This window comes from Pseudomonas juntendi, from assembly GCF_021560075.1.
Taxonomy (GTDB): Bacteria; Pseudomonadota; Gammaproteobacteria; order Pseudomonadales; family Pseudomonadaceae; genus Aquipseudomonas; species Aquipseudomonas juntendi.
Genome location: NZ_CP091088.1, coordinates 3,131,686 through 3,148,682 on the forward strand (window position 1 = coordinate 3,131,686; position 16,997 = coordinate 3,148,682).

At 65.2% G+C, this 16,997-nt stretch carries 12 protein-coding genes and 3 pseudogenes; 6 read left to right on the forward strand and 9 right to left on the reverse strand.

Going from position 1 to position 16,997, the window contains the following annotated elements:
• The first annotated feature begins 4 nt into the window (after nt 1-4).
• Entirely contained in the window at nt 5-652 is a 648-nt protein-coding gene (locus L1P09_RS14495) for a DUF1345 domain-containing protein (RefSeq protein WP_235767780.1), read from the forward strand.
• A gap of 274 nt (nt 653-926) precedes the next feature.
• Nucleotides 927-1,187, forward strand: coding sequence for a DUF1652 domain-containing protein (locus L1P09_RS14500; RefSeq protein ID WP_009686520.1), 261 nt, complete (start codon nt 927-929; stop codon nt 1,185-1,187).
• Here the strand turns inward: L1P09_RS14500 and L1P09_RS14505 are convergent.
• The 3 genes and pseudogenes from L1P09_RS14505 to L1P09_RS26380 form a co-directional block, all read right to left on the reverse strand.
• Nucleotides 1,184-3,274, reverse strand: coding sequence for a putative bifunctional diguanylate cyclase/phosphodiesterase (locus tag L1P09_RS14505; RefSeq protein ID WP_235767781.1), 2,091 nt, complete (start codon nt 3,272-3,274; stop codon nt 1,184-1,186). The genes L1P09_RS14500 and L1P09_RS14505 overlap by 4 nt on opposite strands.
• 173 nt (nt 3,275-3,447) lie before the next feature.
• Nucleotides 3,448-4,089: pseudogene (locus L1P09_RS26375) on the reverse strand (dioxygenase family protein); the annotation flags it as partial.
• Nucleotides 4,087-4,848: pseudogene (locus tag L1P09_RS26380) on the reverse strand (muconate/chloromuconate family cycloisomerase); the annotation flags it as partial. The pseudogenes L1P09_RS26380 and L1P09_RS26375, both read right to left, overlap by 3 nt.
• 135 nt (nt 4,849-4,983) lie before the next feature.
• Between L1P09_RS26380 and L1P09_RS14520 the strand changes: the two are divergent.
• Nucleotides 4,984-5,856, forward strand: coding sequence for a LysR family transcriptional regulator (locus L1P09_RS14520; RefSeq protein ID WP_054905552.1), 873 nt, complete (start codon nt 4,984-4,986; stop codon nt 5,854-5,856).
• A gap of 101 nt (nt 5,857-5,957) precedes the next feature.
• On the opposite strand, the gene L1P09_RS14525 is transcribed toward L1P09_RS14520, so the two are convergent.
• Genes L1P09_RS14525 through L1P09_RS14535 form a run of 3 tightly spaced genes read right to left on the reverse strand, consistent with a single transcriptional unit; the run spans nt 5,958 to nt 10,130 of the window.
• Nucleotides 5,958-7,013 (reverse strand): lipocalin-like domain-containing protein, encoded by a 1,056-nt coding sequence (locus L1P09_RS14525; RefSeq protein ID WP_029887055.1) that lies wholly within the window; start codon nt 7,011-7,013, stop codon nt 5,958-5,960.
• Entirely contained in the window at nt 7,003-9,465 is a 2,463-nt protein-coding gene (locus L1P09_RS14530; RefSeq protein ID WP_235767782.1) for an ABC transporter permease, read from the reverse strand. Before L1P09_RS14530 ends, L1P09_RS14525 begins: the two co-directional genes overlap by 11 nt.
• Complete coding sequence (locus L1P09_RS14535; protein WP_054905549.1) at nt 9,462-10,130, reverse strand: ABC transporter ATP-binding protein; 669 nt, start codon at nt 10,128-10,130, stop codon at nt 9,462-9,464. Before L1P09_RS14535 ends, L1P09_RS14530 begins: the two co-directional genes overlap by 4 nt.
• Nucleotides 10,131-10,331: 201 nt before the next feature.
• On the opposite strand from L1P09_RS14535, the gene L1P09_RS14540 reads away from it, so the two are divergent.
• Nucleotides 10,332-11,399 carry an aromatic ring-hydroxylating dioxygenase subunit alpha gene (locus L1P09_RS14540; protein ID WP_054905548.1) on the forward strand — a complete coding sequence of 356 codons (1,068 nt, stop codon included), beginning with the start codon at nt 10,332-10,334 and terminating at the stop codon, nt 11,397-11,399.
• A gap of 12 nt (nt 11,400-11,411) precedes the next feature.
• A complete protein-coding gene (locus L1P09_RS14545) occupies nt 11,412-12,209 on the forward strand; it encodes a ferredoxin reductase (protein WP_235767783.1) in 798 nt (265 codons plus the stop codon).
• Here L1P09_RS14545 and L1P09_RS14550 read toward each other — a convergent pair.
• On the reverse strand, nt 12,189-12,929 hold the full coding sequence (locus tag L1P09_RS14550) for a GntR family transcriptional regulator (protein ID WP_009686503.1): 741 nt from the start codon (nt 12,927-12,929) through the stop codon (nt 12,189-12,191). The genes L1P09_RS14545 and L1P09_RS14550 overlap by 21 nt on opposite strands.
• A 56-nt stretch (nt 12,930-12,985) precedes the next feature.
• A pseudogene (locus L1P09_RS14555) lies at nt 12,986-13,915 on the reverse strand (MFS transporter); the annotation flags it as partial.
• A 358-nt stretch (nt 13,916-14,273) separates the two neighbouring features.
• Here L1P09_RS14555 and mrdA point away from each other — a divergent pair.
• Entirely contained in the window at nt 14,274-16,169 is a 1,896-nt protein-coding gene (gene mrdA / locus L1P09_RS14560; RefSeq protein WP_110678469.1) for a penicillin-binding protein 2, read from the forward strand.
• 61 nt (nt 16,170-16,230) lie between these two features.
• On the opposite strand, the gene L1P09_RS14565 is transcribed toward mrdA, so the two are convergent.
• Nucleotides 16,231-16,863, reverse strand: coding sequence for a glutathione S-transferase family protein (locus L1P09_RS14565; protein ID WP_009686498.1), 633 nt, complete (start codon nt 16,861-16,863; stop codon nt 16,231-16,233).
• Nucleotides 16,864-16,997 lie beyond the last annotated feature (134 nt).

The window sequence follows — 16,997 nt, forward strand, 5'->3', positions numbered from 1 at the left end:
CCCCATGGCTTTCCACCGCCTGACCCGTACACACCCCCGCCTGAGCATCGCCGCCGTGGTCGGCCCGCTGGGCGGCTGGCTGATACCCGCTGGCGACAGCGTGCAGCATATCCTCGCTGGCTGGAACCTGGGGGTCTGGCTGTATCTGCTGCTGGTGCTGTACCTGAGCTGCAGCGCCAACCCGGAGAAAGTCCGCCAGGTGGCCCGCATCGAAGATGAAAATGCCGGCCTGGTGCTGCTGACGGTGTGCATTGCCGCCATCGCCAGCCTGGCCGCAGTGACGCTGCAACTGGTGTCCAGCCGCGGCCTGCAGGGCAGCGCCCAGGCCCTGCACTACCTGTACACCGGCCTGACGGTGGCGGGGTCCTGGTTGATGATCGGTTGCATCTTCAGCCTGCACTATGCGCGGTTGTTCTACACCGGGCGGCAGCATGAACCCTCCCTGCGATTTGCCGATGGCGAACGCAACCCCGACTACTGGGACTTCCACTACTTCTCGTTCACCATCAGCGTGGCCGTGCAGACCTCCGACGTGGGAGTGGCCGGGCGTGGCTTGCGCCGGGTAGTGCTGGCGCATTCATTGGTGGGGTTCGTGTTCAACACGGCGATCCTGGGGTTCACCATCAACATCGCAGCCGGTTTGCTGGGTTGAGCACGCCGTTCGTCTGAAAGCCAGGGGCCAGGGCCGACAGTGCAACCCGCATGAAAGGTGCGCCGGGGCGCACATCCAACAGGCGAAAACGTTTGCCCCTAGGGCTTTGGCACTGCGCCGGCGGGGCCGCAGATGTGACCGTTGTCATGCATCAATACATTTGTCATGTTCGCCGCTGAGAATCGCGCATTGCAGGTGCTATGTTTACTTACCCGGCGGCCGCATCGATGTGGCCACCCGCCCACTACGTCCAGGCACGGACCAGGAGGCTGGCATGAACAAGATGACGTTCCCCAACGCCTGCCAGGTGATGCGCTGGCATTTCCACCCGCTGGGCTTCGAGGCCAGCATGGATGCGCCACGCAGCATGGTCGCGCGGTTGTTCGACCGGGCGACCGGAGAAACCGTGCTGGCAATTGCCGGCATCCCGTGTGCGGCAATCATGGCCGCCGCCGATGTCGAACGCATCATCGAGGCCGTCGAGGCCGAGATGGATGCCTTCGCCCCCGCCTTTACCTTGCGCGACGCCGGCTAACCGGCTGCCAGGGCCCCCGGGCCCATCGCTTGCAGCTTGCTCAGAAATTGCTCGGCCGGTACGGGTTGCCCCAACAGGTAGCCCTGCAGCGAGTCACAGCCCAGGCGGGTCAGAAACGCCTGCTGCCGGTCAGTTTCTACCCCTTCGGCGACGATTCGCAGCCCCAGTGCCTGGCCTAGCGCGACAATCGCCGACACGATCGCGGCGTCATCGCTGTCCTGTTCCAGTTCACGCACAAAGCCCCGGTCGATCTTCAATTCGTTGGCGGGCAGGCGCTTGAGGTACATCAGGCTGGAATAACCGGTACCGAAATCATCAATGGACAGGTCCACGCCCATGTCGGACAAGCGCTGCAGCACCGTGAGGCTGGCATCGGCGTCATGCATGGCGGTGGTTTCGGTAATTTCCAGGGTCAGGCAGTTGGCTGGCAGGCCATTGTGCTGCAACGCCTGGGCCACGCTGTCGACCAGCCCGCAATGGCTGAACTGGATAGCCGACAGGTTGACCGCCATGCGCCACTGATGATGGCCTTGGTCCAGCCAGAGACGCATCTGCCGGCAGGCTTCGTTGAGCACCCATTCGCCAATCGGGATGATCAGGCCGGTTTTTTCTGCCAGCGCGATGAAGCGGTCAGGCATCAGCAACCCCTGCTGCGGGTGCTCCCAGCGCAACAAGGCTTCGGCACCGATGGGCTGGCAAGCCTGGGCGTCGAACTTGGGCTGGTAGTGCAAGCGGAACTGGCGCTGTGCCACGGCCTGACGCAAGTCCTGCAACAGCTGCAACTGCTGGCGGGCGTTGCTGTTCATCGACACGTCGAAGAACCTGTAGCCATTCTTGCCGGCGCTCTTGGCGTGGTACATGGCCGCGTCGGCATTGCGCAGCAGCTCGTGCTGGTCCTGGCCATTGCCCGGGTAAAGGACGATACCCAGGCTGGCCGACAACTGCAGGTCGTGCTCGGCCACCCGGAATGGCCGTGACACCAGGTTGACCTGCTTGACCGCCACGTCCATGGCATCGTCGGGTTCCTGCAACTGCACCAGCAGCACGAACTCATCGCCACCGATCCGTGCCAGGGTGTCCTGGCTGTGCAGGTGGCCGCGCAGGCGGGCGGCCACGGCCTTGAGCAGCAGGTCGCCAATGTGGTGGCCAAACGCATCGTTGACCGGTTTGAAACCGTCCAGGTCGATGAACATCAGGGCAAAACAGCCGCCCTGCTCCGCCACCCTGGCGATCGCCTGCTCGATGCGGTCGGCCAGCAAGGTGCGGTTGGGCAGGTCTGTCAGGGTGTCGTGCAGGGCCAGCTGGGTCAGTTCCTGGTTGGCCAAGGTCAGCGAACGGGCCAGCTCTGCGGTGCGCACCTCCAGGCGCGCGTCCAGCACCGAGGTCAACAAGGCTACCGCCAACACGGACAAGGTGGTGATAAGCACCAGGTAGACCAGGCCATCGCCTTGCAGGCCACCGCCCGCCAGCGCCCCGCAGAAGCTGCCATCCGGGAAGTTCGCCGCTGCCATGCCGGTGTAGTGCATGCCCACGATGGCCAAGCCCATTACCACTGCTGCCAGGCCGCGAATCTGCCGCACATAGGGTGTGTGCGCACGCAGGCGGAAGGCGATCCACAATGCCGCCGCCGAGGCACCGACCGCGATCAGCAGCGAGGCGCCGAACAGTGTCGAGTCATAATCGATGCCTGGCAGCATGCGCATCGCCGCCATGCCGGTGTAGTGCATGCAGGCAATGCCTGCACCCATGATCAGCGCGCCAAACGCCAATTGCAGCCCTGGCAGGCTTGGCTGGCTGACCAGCCACAAGGCAAAGCCCGATGAAAGCACGGCGATCAACAGCGAGAACGCGGTCAGGCCCAGGTCGTACCCCAGGTCGATGGGCAGGCTGAAGGCGAGCATGCCCACGAAGTGCATGGACCAGACGCCCATCCCCATGGCCAGTGCGCCACCGAACATCCACAAGTGCGCAGCCCGGCCCTTGGCCGTGGCGATGCGGCCGGCCAGGTCAAGGGCGGTATAGGACGCCAGGATCGCCACGCACAGCGAAATCAACACCAGCGAAGAGGAGTAGCTACCGGTCAGCATGGGGGTTTCCAGCACTGGGACGGGAGTCCCGGAAAAAGCTGACGATTGTACTCAAGCTTTGGCGAAACGCACGGGGTTTTTGCGAATGGAAATGGATCCAAAAAAGCCCGTAGCGGGTTTGCCAACGGAGCCGGTGCCGCGGCGGGTGGCAACGGCTTTGCGGGTGTTTGCGGCTAACCTTGCAAGGCGCGCGGGCGGTGGCTGCGTTCCTCGGCTTGCGGCGCCGTCGCCGCCTGCAGATGGAAGTCGAAGGCCAGCTCGGCAAAGCGCCCACCCTGCACGCCACGGTCATGCGCTGCCGCGACATCCTCGACAAAGCGCAGCTCGCCGATCAACCCGTCACGGGTGGCATAGGCGAAGTCATCCCACAGATACCGGTCGCCGGCAAAATTGATCTGGGTGGTCAGGTACCGGTGCCCAGGTGCCGAAATGAAGAAGTGCACGTGCGCCGGGCGCTGGCCGTGACGACCGAGCTGGTCCAGGCACTCCTGGGTAGGCCCCTGTGGGTCGCAGCCGTAGCCCGACGGCACGATCGAGCGCGCCCGGTAGCGGCCCTCGGCATCGGTGACGATGCGGCGGCGCAGGTTGTAAGCGGACTGGCTCGAATCGAAGTACGAGTACGTGCCTTGGGTGTTGGCGTGCCACAGGTCGACGGTCGCGCCCGCCAACAGCCGGCCGTCGGCAGCAAAGACCTGGCCGTGCAGGAACATCACCACCCCGGGGTCGGTGCCGTCATCCAAGCGCGCCTCCCCTTCTGCCAGCGGGGCACCGGCAACGTACAGCGGCCCTTCGATGGTGCGCGGGGTCCCCCCGCTTTCGATCGACTCATCGGCCATGATCGGTGCCGGGCTGCGCTGGTTCAGGCGCACCTGGCCAGCGCGGTTGATGCGCGAAATCGGCTGCTCGATCAGGTCGATGCCGTTGTCGCCCAGTACCTGGCATGCCCGCAGCGCCTGGGACTCGTCCCAGTACTGGTTGACGTCGACCCGCACGCTGGCGCTGTCGCCCAGTTCGCGCTTGATCGCCACCACATGCCTGAGGTCCTGGTCCACCGGGTTGGCACCGATCTTCAGCTTGAACACCCGGTGGCGGCGTATTTCCAGCATGTGCTGGGCTTCGGCGATATCACGCGCAGTGTCGCCGCTGGCCAGGGTCCAGGCCACCTCCAGGCTGTCGCGTACACGGCCACCCAGCAGTTCGCTGACCGGCAGGCCCAGGCGCTTGCCCTGGGCGTCGAGCAACGCGCTTTCGAGCCCGGACTTGGCAAAGGTGTTGCCTTTGGCCAATTTGTCCAGCTTGAGCATGGCCGCGTTGATGTTGTCTGCCGGCAGGCCGAGCAGCGCCGGGGCCAGGTACGCGTCGATGTTGGCCTTGATACCCTCGGGGCTTTCGTAGCCATAGGCCAGGCCGCCAATGGTGGTGGCCTCGCCCAGGCCTTCCACGCCATCGCTGCAGCGCACGCGCAATACCACCAGGGTCTGCTGCTGCAGGGTGTGCATTGCCAGCTTGTGCGGGCGAATGGTGGGCAGGTCGACGATGACTGCCTCGATACGTTCAATCAGCGCGCTTGTCATTGTTGCCAGGTCTCGTCAGGTCGGGAGGGCGAAGGCCAGCCCGGATGGTGCATGTGCTTGCTTGTGCGAAGATTGCGCGAGACCCTGCGCAGCGTCCAATATCATGTGAATCTCTCACCATACCCTGGAGGTCTGATGGAGCTACGCCACCTGCGCTACTTCAAGGTCCTGGCAGAAACCTTGAACTTCACCCGCGCCGCTGAGCTGCTGCACATTGCCCAGCCACCGCTGAGCCGGCAGATCAGCCAGCTCGAAGACGAGCTCGGCACCCTGTTGGTCGCGCGCGAACGCCCGCTGCGGCTGACCGATGCAGGCCGTTTTTTCTATGAGCAAACCTGCACCGTGCTGCAGCAGTTGCAGAGCATCAACGACAACACCCGGCGTATCGGCCAGGGCCAGCGCCAGTGGCTGGGCATCGGTTTTGCCCCCTCCACCCTGTACACCGTGCTGCCCGACTTGATCCGCGAGCTGCGCCAGGACAGCGACCTGGAGCTGGGCCTGAGCGAAATGACCACGCTGCAGCAGGTGCAAGCCCTGAAAAGCGGGCGTATCGACATTGCCTTTGGCCGCATCCGCATCGACGATCCGGCCATTGAGCAGCAGGTACTGTGCGAGGACCCGCTGGTAGCGGTGCTACCCAAGGGCCACCCGCTGTCTGGCAGCCCATTGAGCCTGGCGCAACTGGCGGCGGAGGCGTTCATCCTTTACCCGGCCAACCCTCGGCCCAGTTATGCCGACCATGTGCTGGCGCTGTTTGCCCAGCACGGCATGAGCATCCGGGTCAGCCAGTGGGCCAATGAGTTGCAGACAGCGATCGGCCTGGTGGCAGTAGGTGTCGGTATCACCCTGGTGCCGGCATCGGTGCAGCAGCAGCACCGCACCGACATTGAATACGTGGGCCTGCTGGACAGCAGCGCGGTCAGCCCGATCATTCTCAGCCGCCGCCAGGGGGATATCAGCCCGATGGTGCAGCGATGCCTGGCCTTGCTCGAGCGACAGGCTGGCTGAGGCGAGTGCTGCAACGGCATAGGTAGCGATGCGTTGCATGGGCTGTGCATGTACCGGGAGGTCTATGTGGCAGGCAAAGGGGATGCTGAGGCCTGAAATGCCTAGTACCCGGTCATTTCCAGGTACCCACGGCCACCGGCACTGCCGCTCAAGCGCACCGGCCCTTCCCAATACGGGAAGCGCGTCTGCATCCACGCCTGCGGCTGAACAGCATCGACCTGCACATCCACCCCGTGCTCAGGCACCTGCACCCGCCAGCGGGTCGGCAGCTGCTTGCCATTGCCCTGTGGGGCCCAGGCCAACGGCTGCAAGCGGATCTGTGCCGGCAACAGCGCTAGCCCCTGGCCCTGCGGGTCGATCCAGGTGCCGGCGCGATACGCCTCCCCGTGCGCTTCGCGCACCTGGAACAGCATCAGCTTGGCGCCGCTGTCCAGGTGCAGCGAGAACCAGTCCCAGCCCGTTTGCCCGGCGGCCAGCGGCTGGCTGCTCCATTCCCGGTCCAGCCAGGCCTGGCCAGTCACCGCGATGCACAGGCCGTCGCGCTCGACCTCGCCGCGCACCCGGTAGAACGGCTGGCTGTAGTAGTAAGAAGCCTGGCCCTTGCCCGACTTTTCGCTGTAGCCCTGCTGGCCGTGCAGCACCAGAGGCCGCTCGCTGCGCAACTGCAGGTCGTAGCGAAAACCTTTGCCAGCGGCCGTCATGCGCAGGTTGTCGATACCGCCCGGCCCCTGCAGCGACCAATCGTCGATCCACGCCCGAAACGGCTGGGCCTGCACACCCGCCTGGCCAATCCCGCCACGGGCCAGGGTTTCAGCTGACCGATGGCCGCCGGGGCCGGTCAACGCGGCGTGGCCCATCCACAGGTTCGGGCTCTGCCAATCGCCGGTCTCCGGGCCGGGGCGCAGGGCCGAGCGGAACAGCGTCCACTGCGCGCCCCAGTCACGCCCTTGGGTGTCTTTGAGGTTGGCGGTGACGTACCACCACTCGATGCGGAAACCATCGTGGGCCGCATGGTCCCGTGGGAATTCCAGGCGATGGCCGCGGGTGACCTGGCTGAACCCGCCTGCCGGCTGGCCGAGGCCGGCATAGCTTTGCGGTGCCGGCTGATCACAGCCGCACAACAGGCTGCAGAGCAACAGCCAGGCTCTACGTTTCATCGGCAAACGGCCTCAACAGTTCGCGCGGCTGACGCCGGGCCAGTTGCCAGAGTGGCCAGGCGCTGGCCAACAGGCTGGTGAGCAGGCCCAGCAGGGCCAGTTGCAGCAACTGGGCGGGAAACACATGCAGCGGCAAACGCCAGCCGAATGCCTGAACATTCACCACCGCGACCAGGCACCAGGCCAGCAACAGGCCCAACGGCAGCGCCAACAGCACGGTGAGGCTGCTGAGCAGCAGTGCCTGGCCAAGGCTCAGCCACACCAGCTGGGTACGCCGTACCCCCAAGGCCCATAGCGGCGCCAGCTGGCGCAGACGGGACTGGCCCAAGGTCAGCAGGTTGATGAACAGCGCCACGCCGGCCACGCCCAGGGTCAGGCTGTTGAGCGCGGCGGTGGCGGCGAAGGTGCGGTTGAATACCTCGGTCGACCACCGCTTCAACTGCACCTGCTGCACGACCCGGCTGTCGTCGAGGTGAAAGCGCTGTTGCAACGCGGCTTTCAAGGCGGTCCCCTGGGGGTCGAGCAGGTCGACGCTCAAGCCTGTCAACGCAGCATCCGGCCAATGCGCGCGCAGCAATTGGGCATTCACCAGCATTTGGCCCTTGGGGTTGCCATAGTCGGCGTACAGGCCAACGACGAGCAGGCGGCGAGACGGGTCCGTGGGCAGTTTCAGGTGGTCCCCCAGGTGCAAACGCAACCGCCGCGCCAGCTGCTCACTGAGCATCACGGCCTGCCCCTCGGCCAATAGCTGCCAGGCCTGCGGCTGCTGTTCCAGCAACGGCCACCGGCTGTGATAAACGGGGTGGTCGACAATGCCCTGCACCTGGACCGGCCAGCCTTGCACCTGCGTTTCGACGCGCCAGCCAGGCAAAACCACCCGCACGGCAGGTTGCTGCCCCAGCCACTGGGCTATCTGCAGGCCTTGCGCGGTATCGCTTGGGCTCACGTACAGGTCGGCGGACAAGCGCTGGTCCAGCCAGCCGACAAAGGTTTTGCGAAAGCCCTCGGTCATGCTGCCCACACCCACGCTGGCAGCCAGCGCCAGCAGCAAGGCCATCAGCGCCAGGCTCAAGGCAGGCAACTGCTGGCGGCTGTCGGCGACGAACCACTGGGCCAACGGCCGCTGACAACGGCGCGCCAACCAGGCCAGCACCCTGTCGAGCCAGGCTGGCAACGCCAATGCCGCCCCCAGCAGCAGCGCCGCCAGCATACCGAAGGCGCTGGGCAGGCTGTCACCGAACACCCCACAAGCTGACGCCAGCACCAGCAACAGCCCCGCTACCCAAGCCTGACGCCTCAGCCACGGCCCCTGTGCCAGGCGCCATGTTTGCGGCTGCGCCAACGCCAGCAAGGGCAAGCGCGCGGCGCGCAGGATGCTGCCCAGCCCGGCCAGCAGTGCACCGAGCACGCTCACCAGCACGCCCCATAACCACCACTGCGCAGGCAGGTTCAACGTGCCTGCGACCTGCGCGCCATACAGGCCGCGCAGGCTGGCGGCGACATCGGGCAGCAACCAGGCCGCCACCGCATAGCCACTGGCAACCCCGGCCAGCCCGCCGAGCACTGCGAACAGCCCCAGCTCCAGCCCCAGGGCACACAGCAGGGTAGCCAGGCTGACACCACAGGCGCGCAGGTTGCGAATCAGCCCGCGCCGCTGTTCCAATGCCAGGCCAATCGCGGCATGGGCAATGAACAGGCCGACGACGAAGGCCAACAGGCCTAGCGCAGTGAGGTTGAGGTGGAAGCTGTCGGTCAGGCGCTGCAAACCGCCATCATCCTGCCGGGGTTGCACGACAAGGTCAGCCGCAATCTCGGCAGGCAAAGGCCCCGGGCTTGCCGCTACCAGCAGGCGTGACAACTGCCGCGGTGCCTGCAGCAAGGCCTGCGCGTGGCCGATATCGACCACGATCACCCCGGGGGCCAGCTCGGCTTGCACCAGCAACGGTGGCAGCGGTTGCCCATCGCGGTCGTGGGCCACCTGCTCTGCGGTCATGTTCAACAGGCGCAAGGTGTCTGGCCCGACCCAGGCCTGCCCGGGCACGCCGATGAACGCCTGCAGGTCGAACGCCTGGGGCTGCACCCCGGCAATACTGCTGGCCGCCGGCAGGCTCAATGGCTCGATGCCGATCAAGCGCACACTGCGCCCGGGCTCGCCTGGCAGGCGCAGGCGCCCCTCCAGCACCGGCGACACCGCCCAACCCAGCCTGCGCAGTTGCACGTACAGCGCCTGGTCAAAGCGTTCGCCGTGGCGTGGCAGCAGTTGCGTCTGCAGCGGCCCGGCCAGCACCGCACTGGCCCTGGCGTAGTCGCTGCGTGCCTGGCTGTTCAAGGCCTGCACCCCGGTCCATAACGCCGTGGCCAGCCACAGCCCGGTGAAGATGCTGAAAAACTGCACGCGGTGGCGCCGCCAGTGGCTGAGCAATGCCAACAGGGCCAGCGACAGCAGCCTCATGCGCCCTGCCCGCTGCGCACACGGCCACCCTGCAGGTAGCAACGTTGCTGCAGCCGCGCCGCCAGCCGAGGGCTGTGGGTGACCATCAGCAGGCCACTGCCAGCCTCGCTGACCAGTTGCAGCAACAGGCTCAGCACTTCGTCGCTGGTGGCTTCGTCAAGGCTGCCGGTGGGTTCGTCAGCCAATAACCAGGCCGGGCGCCCAGCCAATGCGCGGCCGATGGCCACGCGTTGCTGCTGGCCGCCCGACAGTTGTTCAGGGTAACGCCCGAGCAGGTCAGCCAGGCCCAGGCGTTGAGCCAGGTGGGCGCCCCATTCGGGATCGTGCCGGTTGGCCAGCCGGGCCTGGAATGCCAGGTTGCTGCCCACGTCCAGGCTGCTGATCAGGTTGTACTGCTGGAACACCAGGCCAATCCCCTGTCGCCGCCACAGTGCCAGGGACGCCTCCGAGCGGCTGTCCAGGGCACTGCCGTCAATCAGGATGCGCCCGCTGTCGGCACGGTCCAGGCCGGCCACCAGGTGCAGCAAGGTGCTCTTGCCACTGCCAGACTCGCCCATCAAGGCCAGGCTGCTGGCGCGCGGCAGGCACAGGTCGACACCCTGCAACACCGGCAACGGCCCTTGGGGGGTGGCAAATGATTTGTGCAGGTTTTCGATGGCCAGCATCGGGGGGGCCTTGGGGTATCGGGTGACTATCCAGTAATAGCAGGTCACGGACACATAGGAGAGACGCGCCCATCAATGGATCCACAGGCGATTCGATAATCGCACAAATAGCACTACTCATTACCTAAAGTCAGATTGACCACGGACGGGCATATGGCTCTAATGGATCCATTACAAAAAAACAAAACCTGGAGAGCCTTCATGTACCCGAAAAACACCTGGTACGTTGCCTGCACCCCTGACGAAATTGCCGACAAGCCCCTGGGCCGACAGATCTGCGGCGAAAAAATCGTGTTTTACCGTGGCCAGCAGAACCGCGTAGCCGCTGTCGAGGATTTCTGCCCGCACCGAGGGGCGCCGTTATCCCTCGGCTACGTGGAGGACGGCAACCTGGTCTGCGGCTATCACGGCCTGGTCATGGGCTGCGACGGCAAGACGGTGTCGATGCCTGGCCAGCGGGTTCGCGGCTTTCCGTGCAACAAGGCGTTTGCCGTTGTGGAGCGCCATGGCTTCATCTGGGTCTGGCCTGGCGACCAGGCGCAAGCCGACCCAGCGCTTATCCCGCACCTGGAATGGGCAGACAATGAAGAGTGGGCCTACGGCGGAGGGCTGTTCCACATTGGCTGCGACTATCGCCTGATGATCGACAACCTTATGGACCTGACTCACGAAACCTACGTGCATGCCTCCAGCATCGGCCAGAAGGAAATCGACGAAGCGCCGCCCGTCACCACCGTCACCGGCGACGAGGTGGTCACCGCCCGGCACATGGAAAACATCATGGCCCCGCCCTTCTGGCGCATGGCCCTGCGCGGCAACGGCCTGGCCGACGATGTGCCGGTGGACCGCTGGCAGATCTGCCGCTTCACCCCACCCAGCCACGTCCTGATCGAAGTGGGTGTGGCACATGCCGGCAAGGGTGGCTACCACGCTGCAGCGCAGCACAAGGCCGCGAGCATCGTGGTCGACTTCATCACCCCGGAAAGCGACACCTCGATCTGGTACTTCTGGGGCATGGCGCGCAATTTTGCCGCGCACGACCAGAACCTGACCGCCGACATCCGCGAGGGCCAGGGCAAGATTTTCAGCGAGGACCTGGAAATGCTCGAGCGCCAGCAACAAAACCTGCTGGCCAACCCTGGGCGCAACCTGCTGAAGCTGAACATCGATGCCGGTGGCGTGCAATCGCGCAAGGTGCTGGAGCGGGTCATCGCCAAAGAGCGTGCAGCACAGCCGCAACTGATCGCCACCAGCGCCACCCCTGCCTGAGGAGCCACCGACATGATCGATGCCATCGTGGTATCCCGTAACGATGAAGCGCAGGGTATCTGCAGTTTCGAGCTGGCCTCGGCAGATGGCAGCCTGCTGCCGGCATTCAGCGCCGGGGCCCACATTGACGTGCACCTGCCCGATGGCCTGGTGCGCCAGTATTCGCTGTGCAACCACCCGCAAGAGCGCCACCGCTACCTGATCGGCGTACTCCATGACCCGGCTTCGCGGGGCGGCTCACGCAGCCTGCACGAGCAGGTGCAGGTCGGCGCGCGGCTGCAGATCAGTGCACCGCGCAACCTGTTCCCGCTGGCCGATGGGGCGCGGCGCAGCCTGCTGTTTGCCGGCGGCATCGGCATTACCCCGATCCTGTGCATGGCCGAGCAGTTGGCCCACAGTGGCCACGATTTCGAGCTGCACTACTGCGCCCGCTCCAGTGAGCGTGCCGCATTCGTCGGGCGTATCCGCAACGCGCCCTTTGCCGACCGCTTGTTCGTGCATTTTGACCAGCAGCCGGAAACGGCGCTGGACGCTCGCCAGGTGCTGGGCAACCCGCAAGCTGACGTGCACCTGTATGTGTGCGGGCCGGGCGGGTTCATGCAGCATGTGCTGGGCAGCGCCAGGGAGCTGGGCTGGCAGGAGGCCAACCTGCACCGCGAGTATTTCGCAGCCGCACCCGTGGACGCCAGCAACGACGGCAGCTTCTCGGTACAGGTCAACAGCACCGGCCAAGTGTTCGAGGTGCCAGCCGATCAGTTCACGCCTTGCTGCTCGCGCGCGAAAACACCGTTACTGGTGCTGGATATCTGAAGCGGCCAGCGCACTGGGAAGGATCACCTGCATGCCGGTGCCCGAGGCGTTTGCGCCGAAGGTTTCGGCATAGCGCAAGGTTGCATTGGCATGCTCGCGCATGATCGCTTCGGCGCGGGCACCCTGGCGGTTGACCAGGGCATCGAACACGGCATGGTGCTGCATGTGGGCGAAGTTGAAGCGCCGGTATTCACGGGCCAGGTCGTGGCGGTCTACCGCCAGCGCCGTGACCGAGGCGAATGGCAGGTGGTCGTTGCGCGCCAGCGCCACGGTAATGGCCGGGTTGTGGCTGGCTTCGATGATCACCTGATGAAAGCGCATGTTCAGATCGTGGTAGGCCTGCAGGTCTTCTTCGGTTACGAAGCCCTTGTCGAACAGCTGGTCGCCCTCTATCAGGCACTGCTGCAGTGCCGCACGGGCCGGCGCGGCCAAGCCGCGCTCGGCAGCCTGGCGGGCGGCCAGGCCTTCGAGCACACCGCGCACCTCGACTGCACCGGCAATGTCATCGGCGCTCACAGAACGCACTTGAAAGCCCCGGCCGCCGAAGCGGACCAGCAGGCCTTCCTGTTCGAGCGTGCGAAAGGCCATGCGCACCGGCATGCGTGAAACGCCGAACAGTTCGGCAGTGGGAACTTCCATCAGGCGCTCGCCGGCCGCCAGCTCGCCTGAGGCGATCATCTTGCGCAACGCGACCAGCACCATTTGACCGGGCTTGCTCATCCAGGCAACTTCCAGGGAAACTAGCCGGCATCTTAGCGCAAGCCGGGCTCGAGTAGTCAGTGGCTCAGCGCATCGCTGACCGCCACTGGGGCCGGCCTGGGTGCGCGCAGCAGTAGCAGGCACCCCGCCGCCAGCACGAACACACTGGCAAACACCCCATACAAGTTCAGCGGCTGCCAGCCGCCATCGAGCAGCACACCCGCCACGGTGGGCGACACAATGGCGCCCATACGCCCGATGCCGATGCCCCACCCCACGCCGGTGGCGCGCACCGATGCGTCGTAGACCACCGGCGACAAGGCATACAAGCCGGCCACGCAGCCGTTGGCGAACAGCCCGATCAACAGGCCCAGGGCCAATGCCGCGCTAGCCGAGGCGCCGTTGGCCACGAACAGCACCAGCACGCGGGTAAGCGGCCAGCGCGAGGCCAGCCCGCCGATCAGCGCCGCGCCGAGGATGCCGCCCACGCTCAACAGAACACCGCCCGTAATGCCTTGCTGCGCGGACAGCCCGGCAGCCACCAGCAGCTTCGGGGTCCAGCTCATGACGAAGTAGAAACCGAACATGACCAGGAAGAACAGCAGCCAGATCACCAGCGTGGTCCGGCGCATGGCCGGCGCCAACAGTTGCCGGAAACCGCTGGCACTGCCCGGCACCCTGGCCGCAAGCGCTGGCAGCTGCGCCAGTGCCGGGTGGCCTAGCCTTGCCGCCAAGCGATTGACCCGCACCAGGGCGTTGGCGGGCCGGCGTGCCAGCAGAAAGTCCAGCGACTCCGGCAACCACAACCACACCAGCGGTAACACGCAGACGGTGACGATACCGCCGAACAGAAACACCGACCGCCAACCCCACTGCCCCAGCAGCCACACCGCCAGCAAACCGCCCAGGGTTGCCCCCAGGGCATAGCCGGTGGACTGCAGGCTGACCGCCAGGCCGCGCCAGCGTTTGCTGGCATATTCGCTGACAATGACGAATCCAGGGGCTAACGCAAGCACGGCTCAGGCCGGTGATGACATTCTGATCAGCCCAAAAACCAAAAATTTAAATCTTAATTATCAGTACTTTACATATTCATGATTACCGTCAATTCGCGTTCGTTTATCGAACAGATTCAGTACATGGATCCATATCGATCACGGCATTACCGCATAGGCCTGTCATCGCACCCGGCGCCATGAACAAATCTTCATATAGCGCTCCAGCGCCCTGACCATGCGGCGCACAGCGCAAGCCAGGCTACCGCCAGCCACCACCCGGCTTGAGGCTGCCGGGTGGGTTGCGTAGCATCCCCCGCCCGTTCGCGCGCCTGCACATCGACGCGTAACCCGCACAAAAGAGCCCCGAATGCCGCAACCTATCCCCCTCAAGGACCACGAAAAGGAAAAGCACCTGGTCAACCGCCGGCTTCTGGCCTGCGCCGCCCTGGTCTTCAGCCTGTGTGCCGTGCTGGTGGGTCGGCTCTATGTGCTGCAGGTGCTGCAGCACGACCAGCAGAGTGCCGTGTCGGAAAACAACCGCGTGCATGTGCTGCCCATCGCCCCTGAGCGCGGGCTTATCTACGACCGCAACGGCGTGGTGCTGGCCGACAACAAGCCCAGCTTCGACCTGACCATCACCCGCGAGCGGACCGGCGGCAATTCGGCCAAGGTGCTCGACACCCTGACCCAGGTGCTGGGGCTGAACGAGGACGACCGCAAGCAGTTCGACAAGGACCTGCGCCGGGGCCGCAAGCCGTTCGAGCCGGTCACCCTGATAGTGGGGCTGAGCGAAGAGCAGATCGCCCTGGTGGCGGTCAACCAGTTCCGCCTGCCGGGCCTGGAGGTCGAACCACAGTTCATCCGCGAGTACCCGCTGGGCGCGCATTTCGCCCATTCGGTTGGCTACGTGGGGCGTATCAACGAGAAGGAGGCCAAAGTAGTCGACAGCACCGAATACCGGGGCACCCAGTCGATTGGCAAGACCGGCATCGAGCGCTTCTACGAAAGCCAGCTGCATGGCCATGTGGGCTATGAGGAAGTCGAGACCAACGCCCAGGGCCGGGTGATGCGCGTGCTCAACCACAAGGCCCCGACACCCGGGCAGGACATCGTGCTGACGCTGGACGCCCGCCTGCAAGTCGCTGCAGAAAAGGCCCTGGGCGACCGCCGTGGCTCGGTGGTGGTGCTGGACCCGGCCAATGGTGACGTGCTGGCCATGGTCAGCAACCCCAGCTTCGACCCCAACCTGTTCGTCAAGGGCATCAGCTTCAAGCAGTACGCACAATTGCGCGATTCGATCGACCGCCCACTGTTCAACCGCGTGCTGCGCGGCCTGTACGCGCCCGGCTCGACGGTGAAGCCGGAAGTGGCCATCGCCGGCCTCGACAGCGGCGTGATCACCCCCGGCAGCCGGGTGTTCGACCCGGGCTACTACGAGCTGCCCAACTACGCCCACAAGTACCGCAACTGGAACCGCAGCGGTGACGGCTGGGTAGATATGTACACAGCCATCATGCGCTCCAACGACACCTACTTCTACGACCTGGCGCACAAACTGGGCATCGATCGCCTGCACGACTACATGGCGGAGTTCGGCCTGGGCCAGAAGGTGTCGCTGGACATGTTCGAAGAGGCCGCCGGCCTGATGCCTTCTGCCCAATGGAAACGGGCCACCCGGCGCCAGGCCTGGTTCCCTGGCGAAACACTGATCCTTGGCATCGGCCAGGGCTACATGCAGGTCACCCCGTTGCAGCTGGCCCAGGCCACCAGCCTGCTGGCCAGCAAGGGCGTGTGGCACCGCCCGCACCTGGCCATGACCGTAGGCGGCGATGCACCGGTCGACCCCCACCCGATGCCCGACATCGTGCTGCATGACAAGCACGCCTGGGACCAGGTCAGCCAGGGCATGCAGATGGTCATGCACGACCCGCGGGGTATCGCCCGTGCGGCCGCTGCCGGCGCGCAGTACCGGATTGCCGGCAAAAGCGGCACCGCACAGGTGGTGGCGATCAAGCAGGGTGAACGCTACAACCGTGACAAGACACTGGAACGGCACCGCGACAATGCCCTGTTCGTCGGCTTTGCCCCGGCTGACCACCCGGCCGTGGTGGTGGCGGTGATGATCGAGAACGGCGAAGCCGGTGGCCGGGTGGCGGGGCCTGTGGTGCGTGAAGTGATGGACGCCTACCTGCTGGATGAACAGGGGCACCTGAAGCCCGAGTATGCGGGTGCCGTGCCACCGCGCACTACGCCGCATACCTGATGCTGCGCGGGCCTGCTGGCTGAGCGGGCCCGTGCTTCAAGCCCAGAGCAGCCCCGTGCCCTCAGTGCTGCCCACCGGTACGAGGCATCAGCTCGTAGGGGTGCTTCCACCCTGGCATGGCTTGGATGCGTGCCTTCCATGCCTCGATGTGGGTGAACTCGGCCAACGCCATACCGGTGTCCTCCGGCATGAACACATACCCCGCCAGCGACAGGTCGGCGATGGTCAACCGCCCGCCCACCATGAACGGGGCCTTCGCCAGATGGGCATCGACAATGCGGTACGCGGCGGTTGCACGCTCGCGCAAGAACTGCGTCACGTCGGTTTCGCCCGTGTTCTTCAGGCAGAACAGGAAACGCAGCGCCGCGTAATAGCTGGTGAACTTATGGTTGTCGAACAGCATCCAGCGCCAGATTTCGCGCTTTTCGTCCGCGTCGCGGGGGCCGAATTGCCCGGTCTGCTGCGCAAGGTACTCCAGAATCAGCGCAGACTGGGTCAAGGACTTGCCAGCGTGCTCCAGCACCGGCACCTCACCCTGTTCATTGACCTCATCGCGCCAGGCTTGCTCGCGGGTCTGGCCGTTGAAGAAATCGACGAACACCGGCTGCCAGTTCTGGCCAGTCAATTGCAGCATCAGCGCGGCCTTGTAGGCGTTGCCGGATTCGGCGAAGCAATGCAGCTTGTAGTCAGGCATGGGCGAACCTTGCGGTGGCTGTGATGAGCGAATGGCAGAGCAGACCACGCGCACCGCGTGGCGGTCAATGCCCGGTACCACCTGCGGGCATGCATTCTGCCAACGAACAACGGAACTACTTTCACACTGATGCT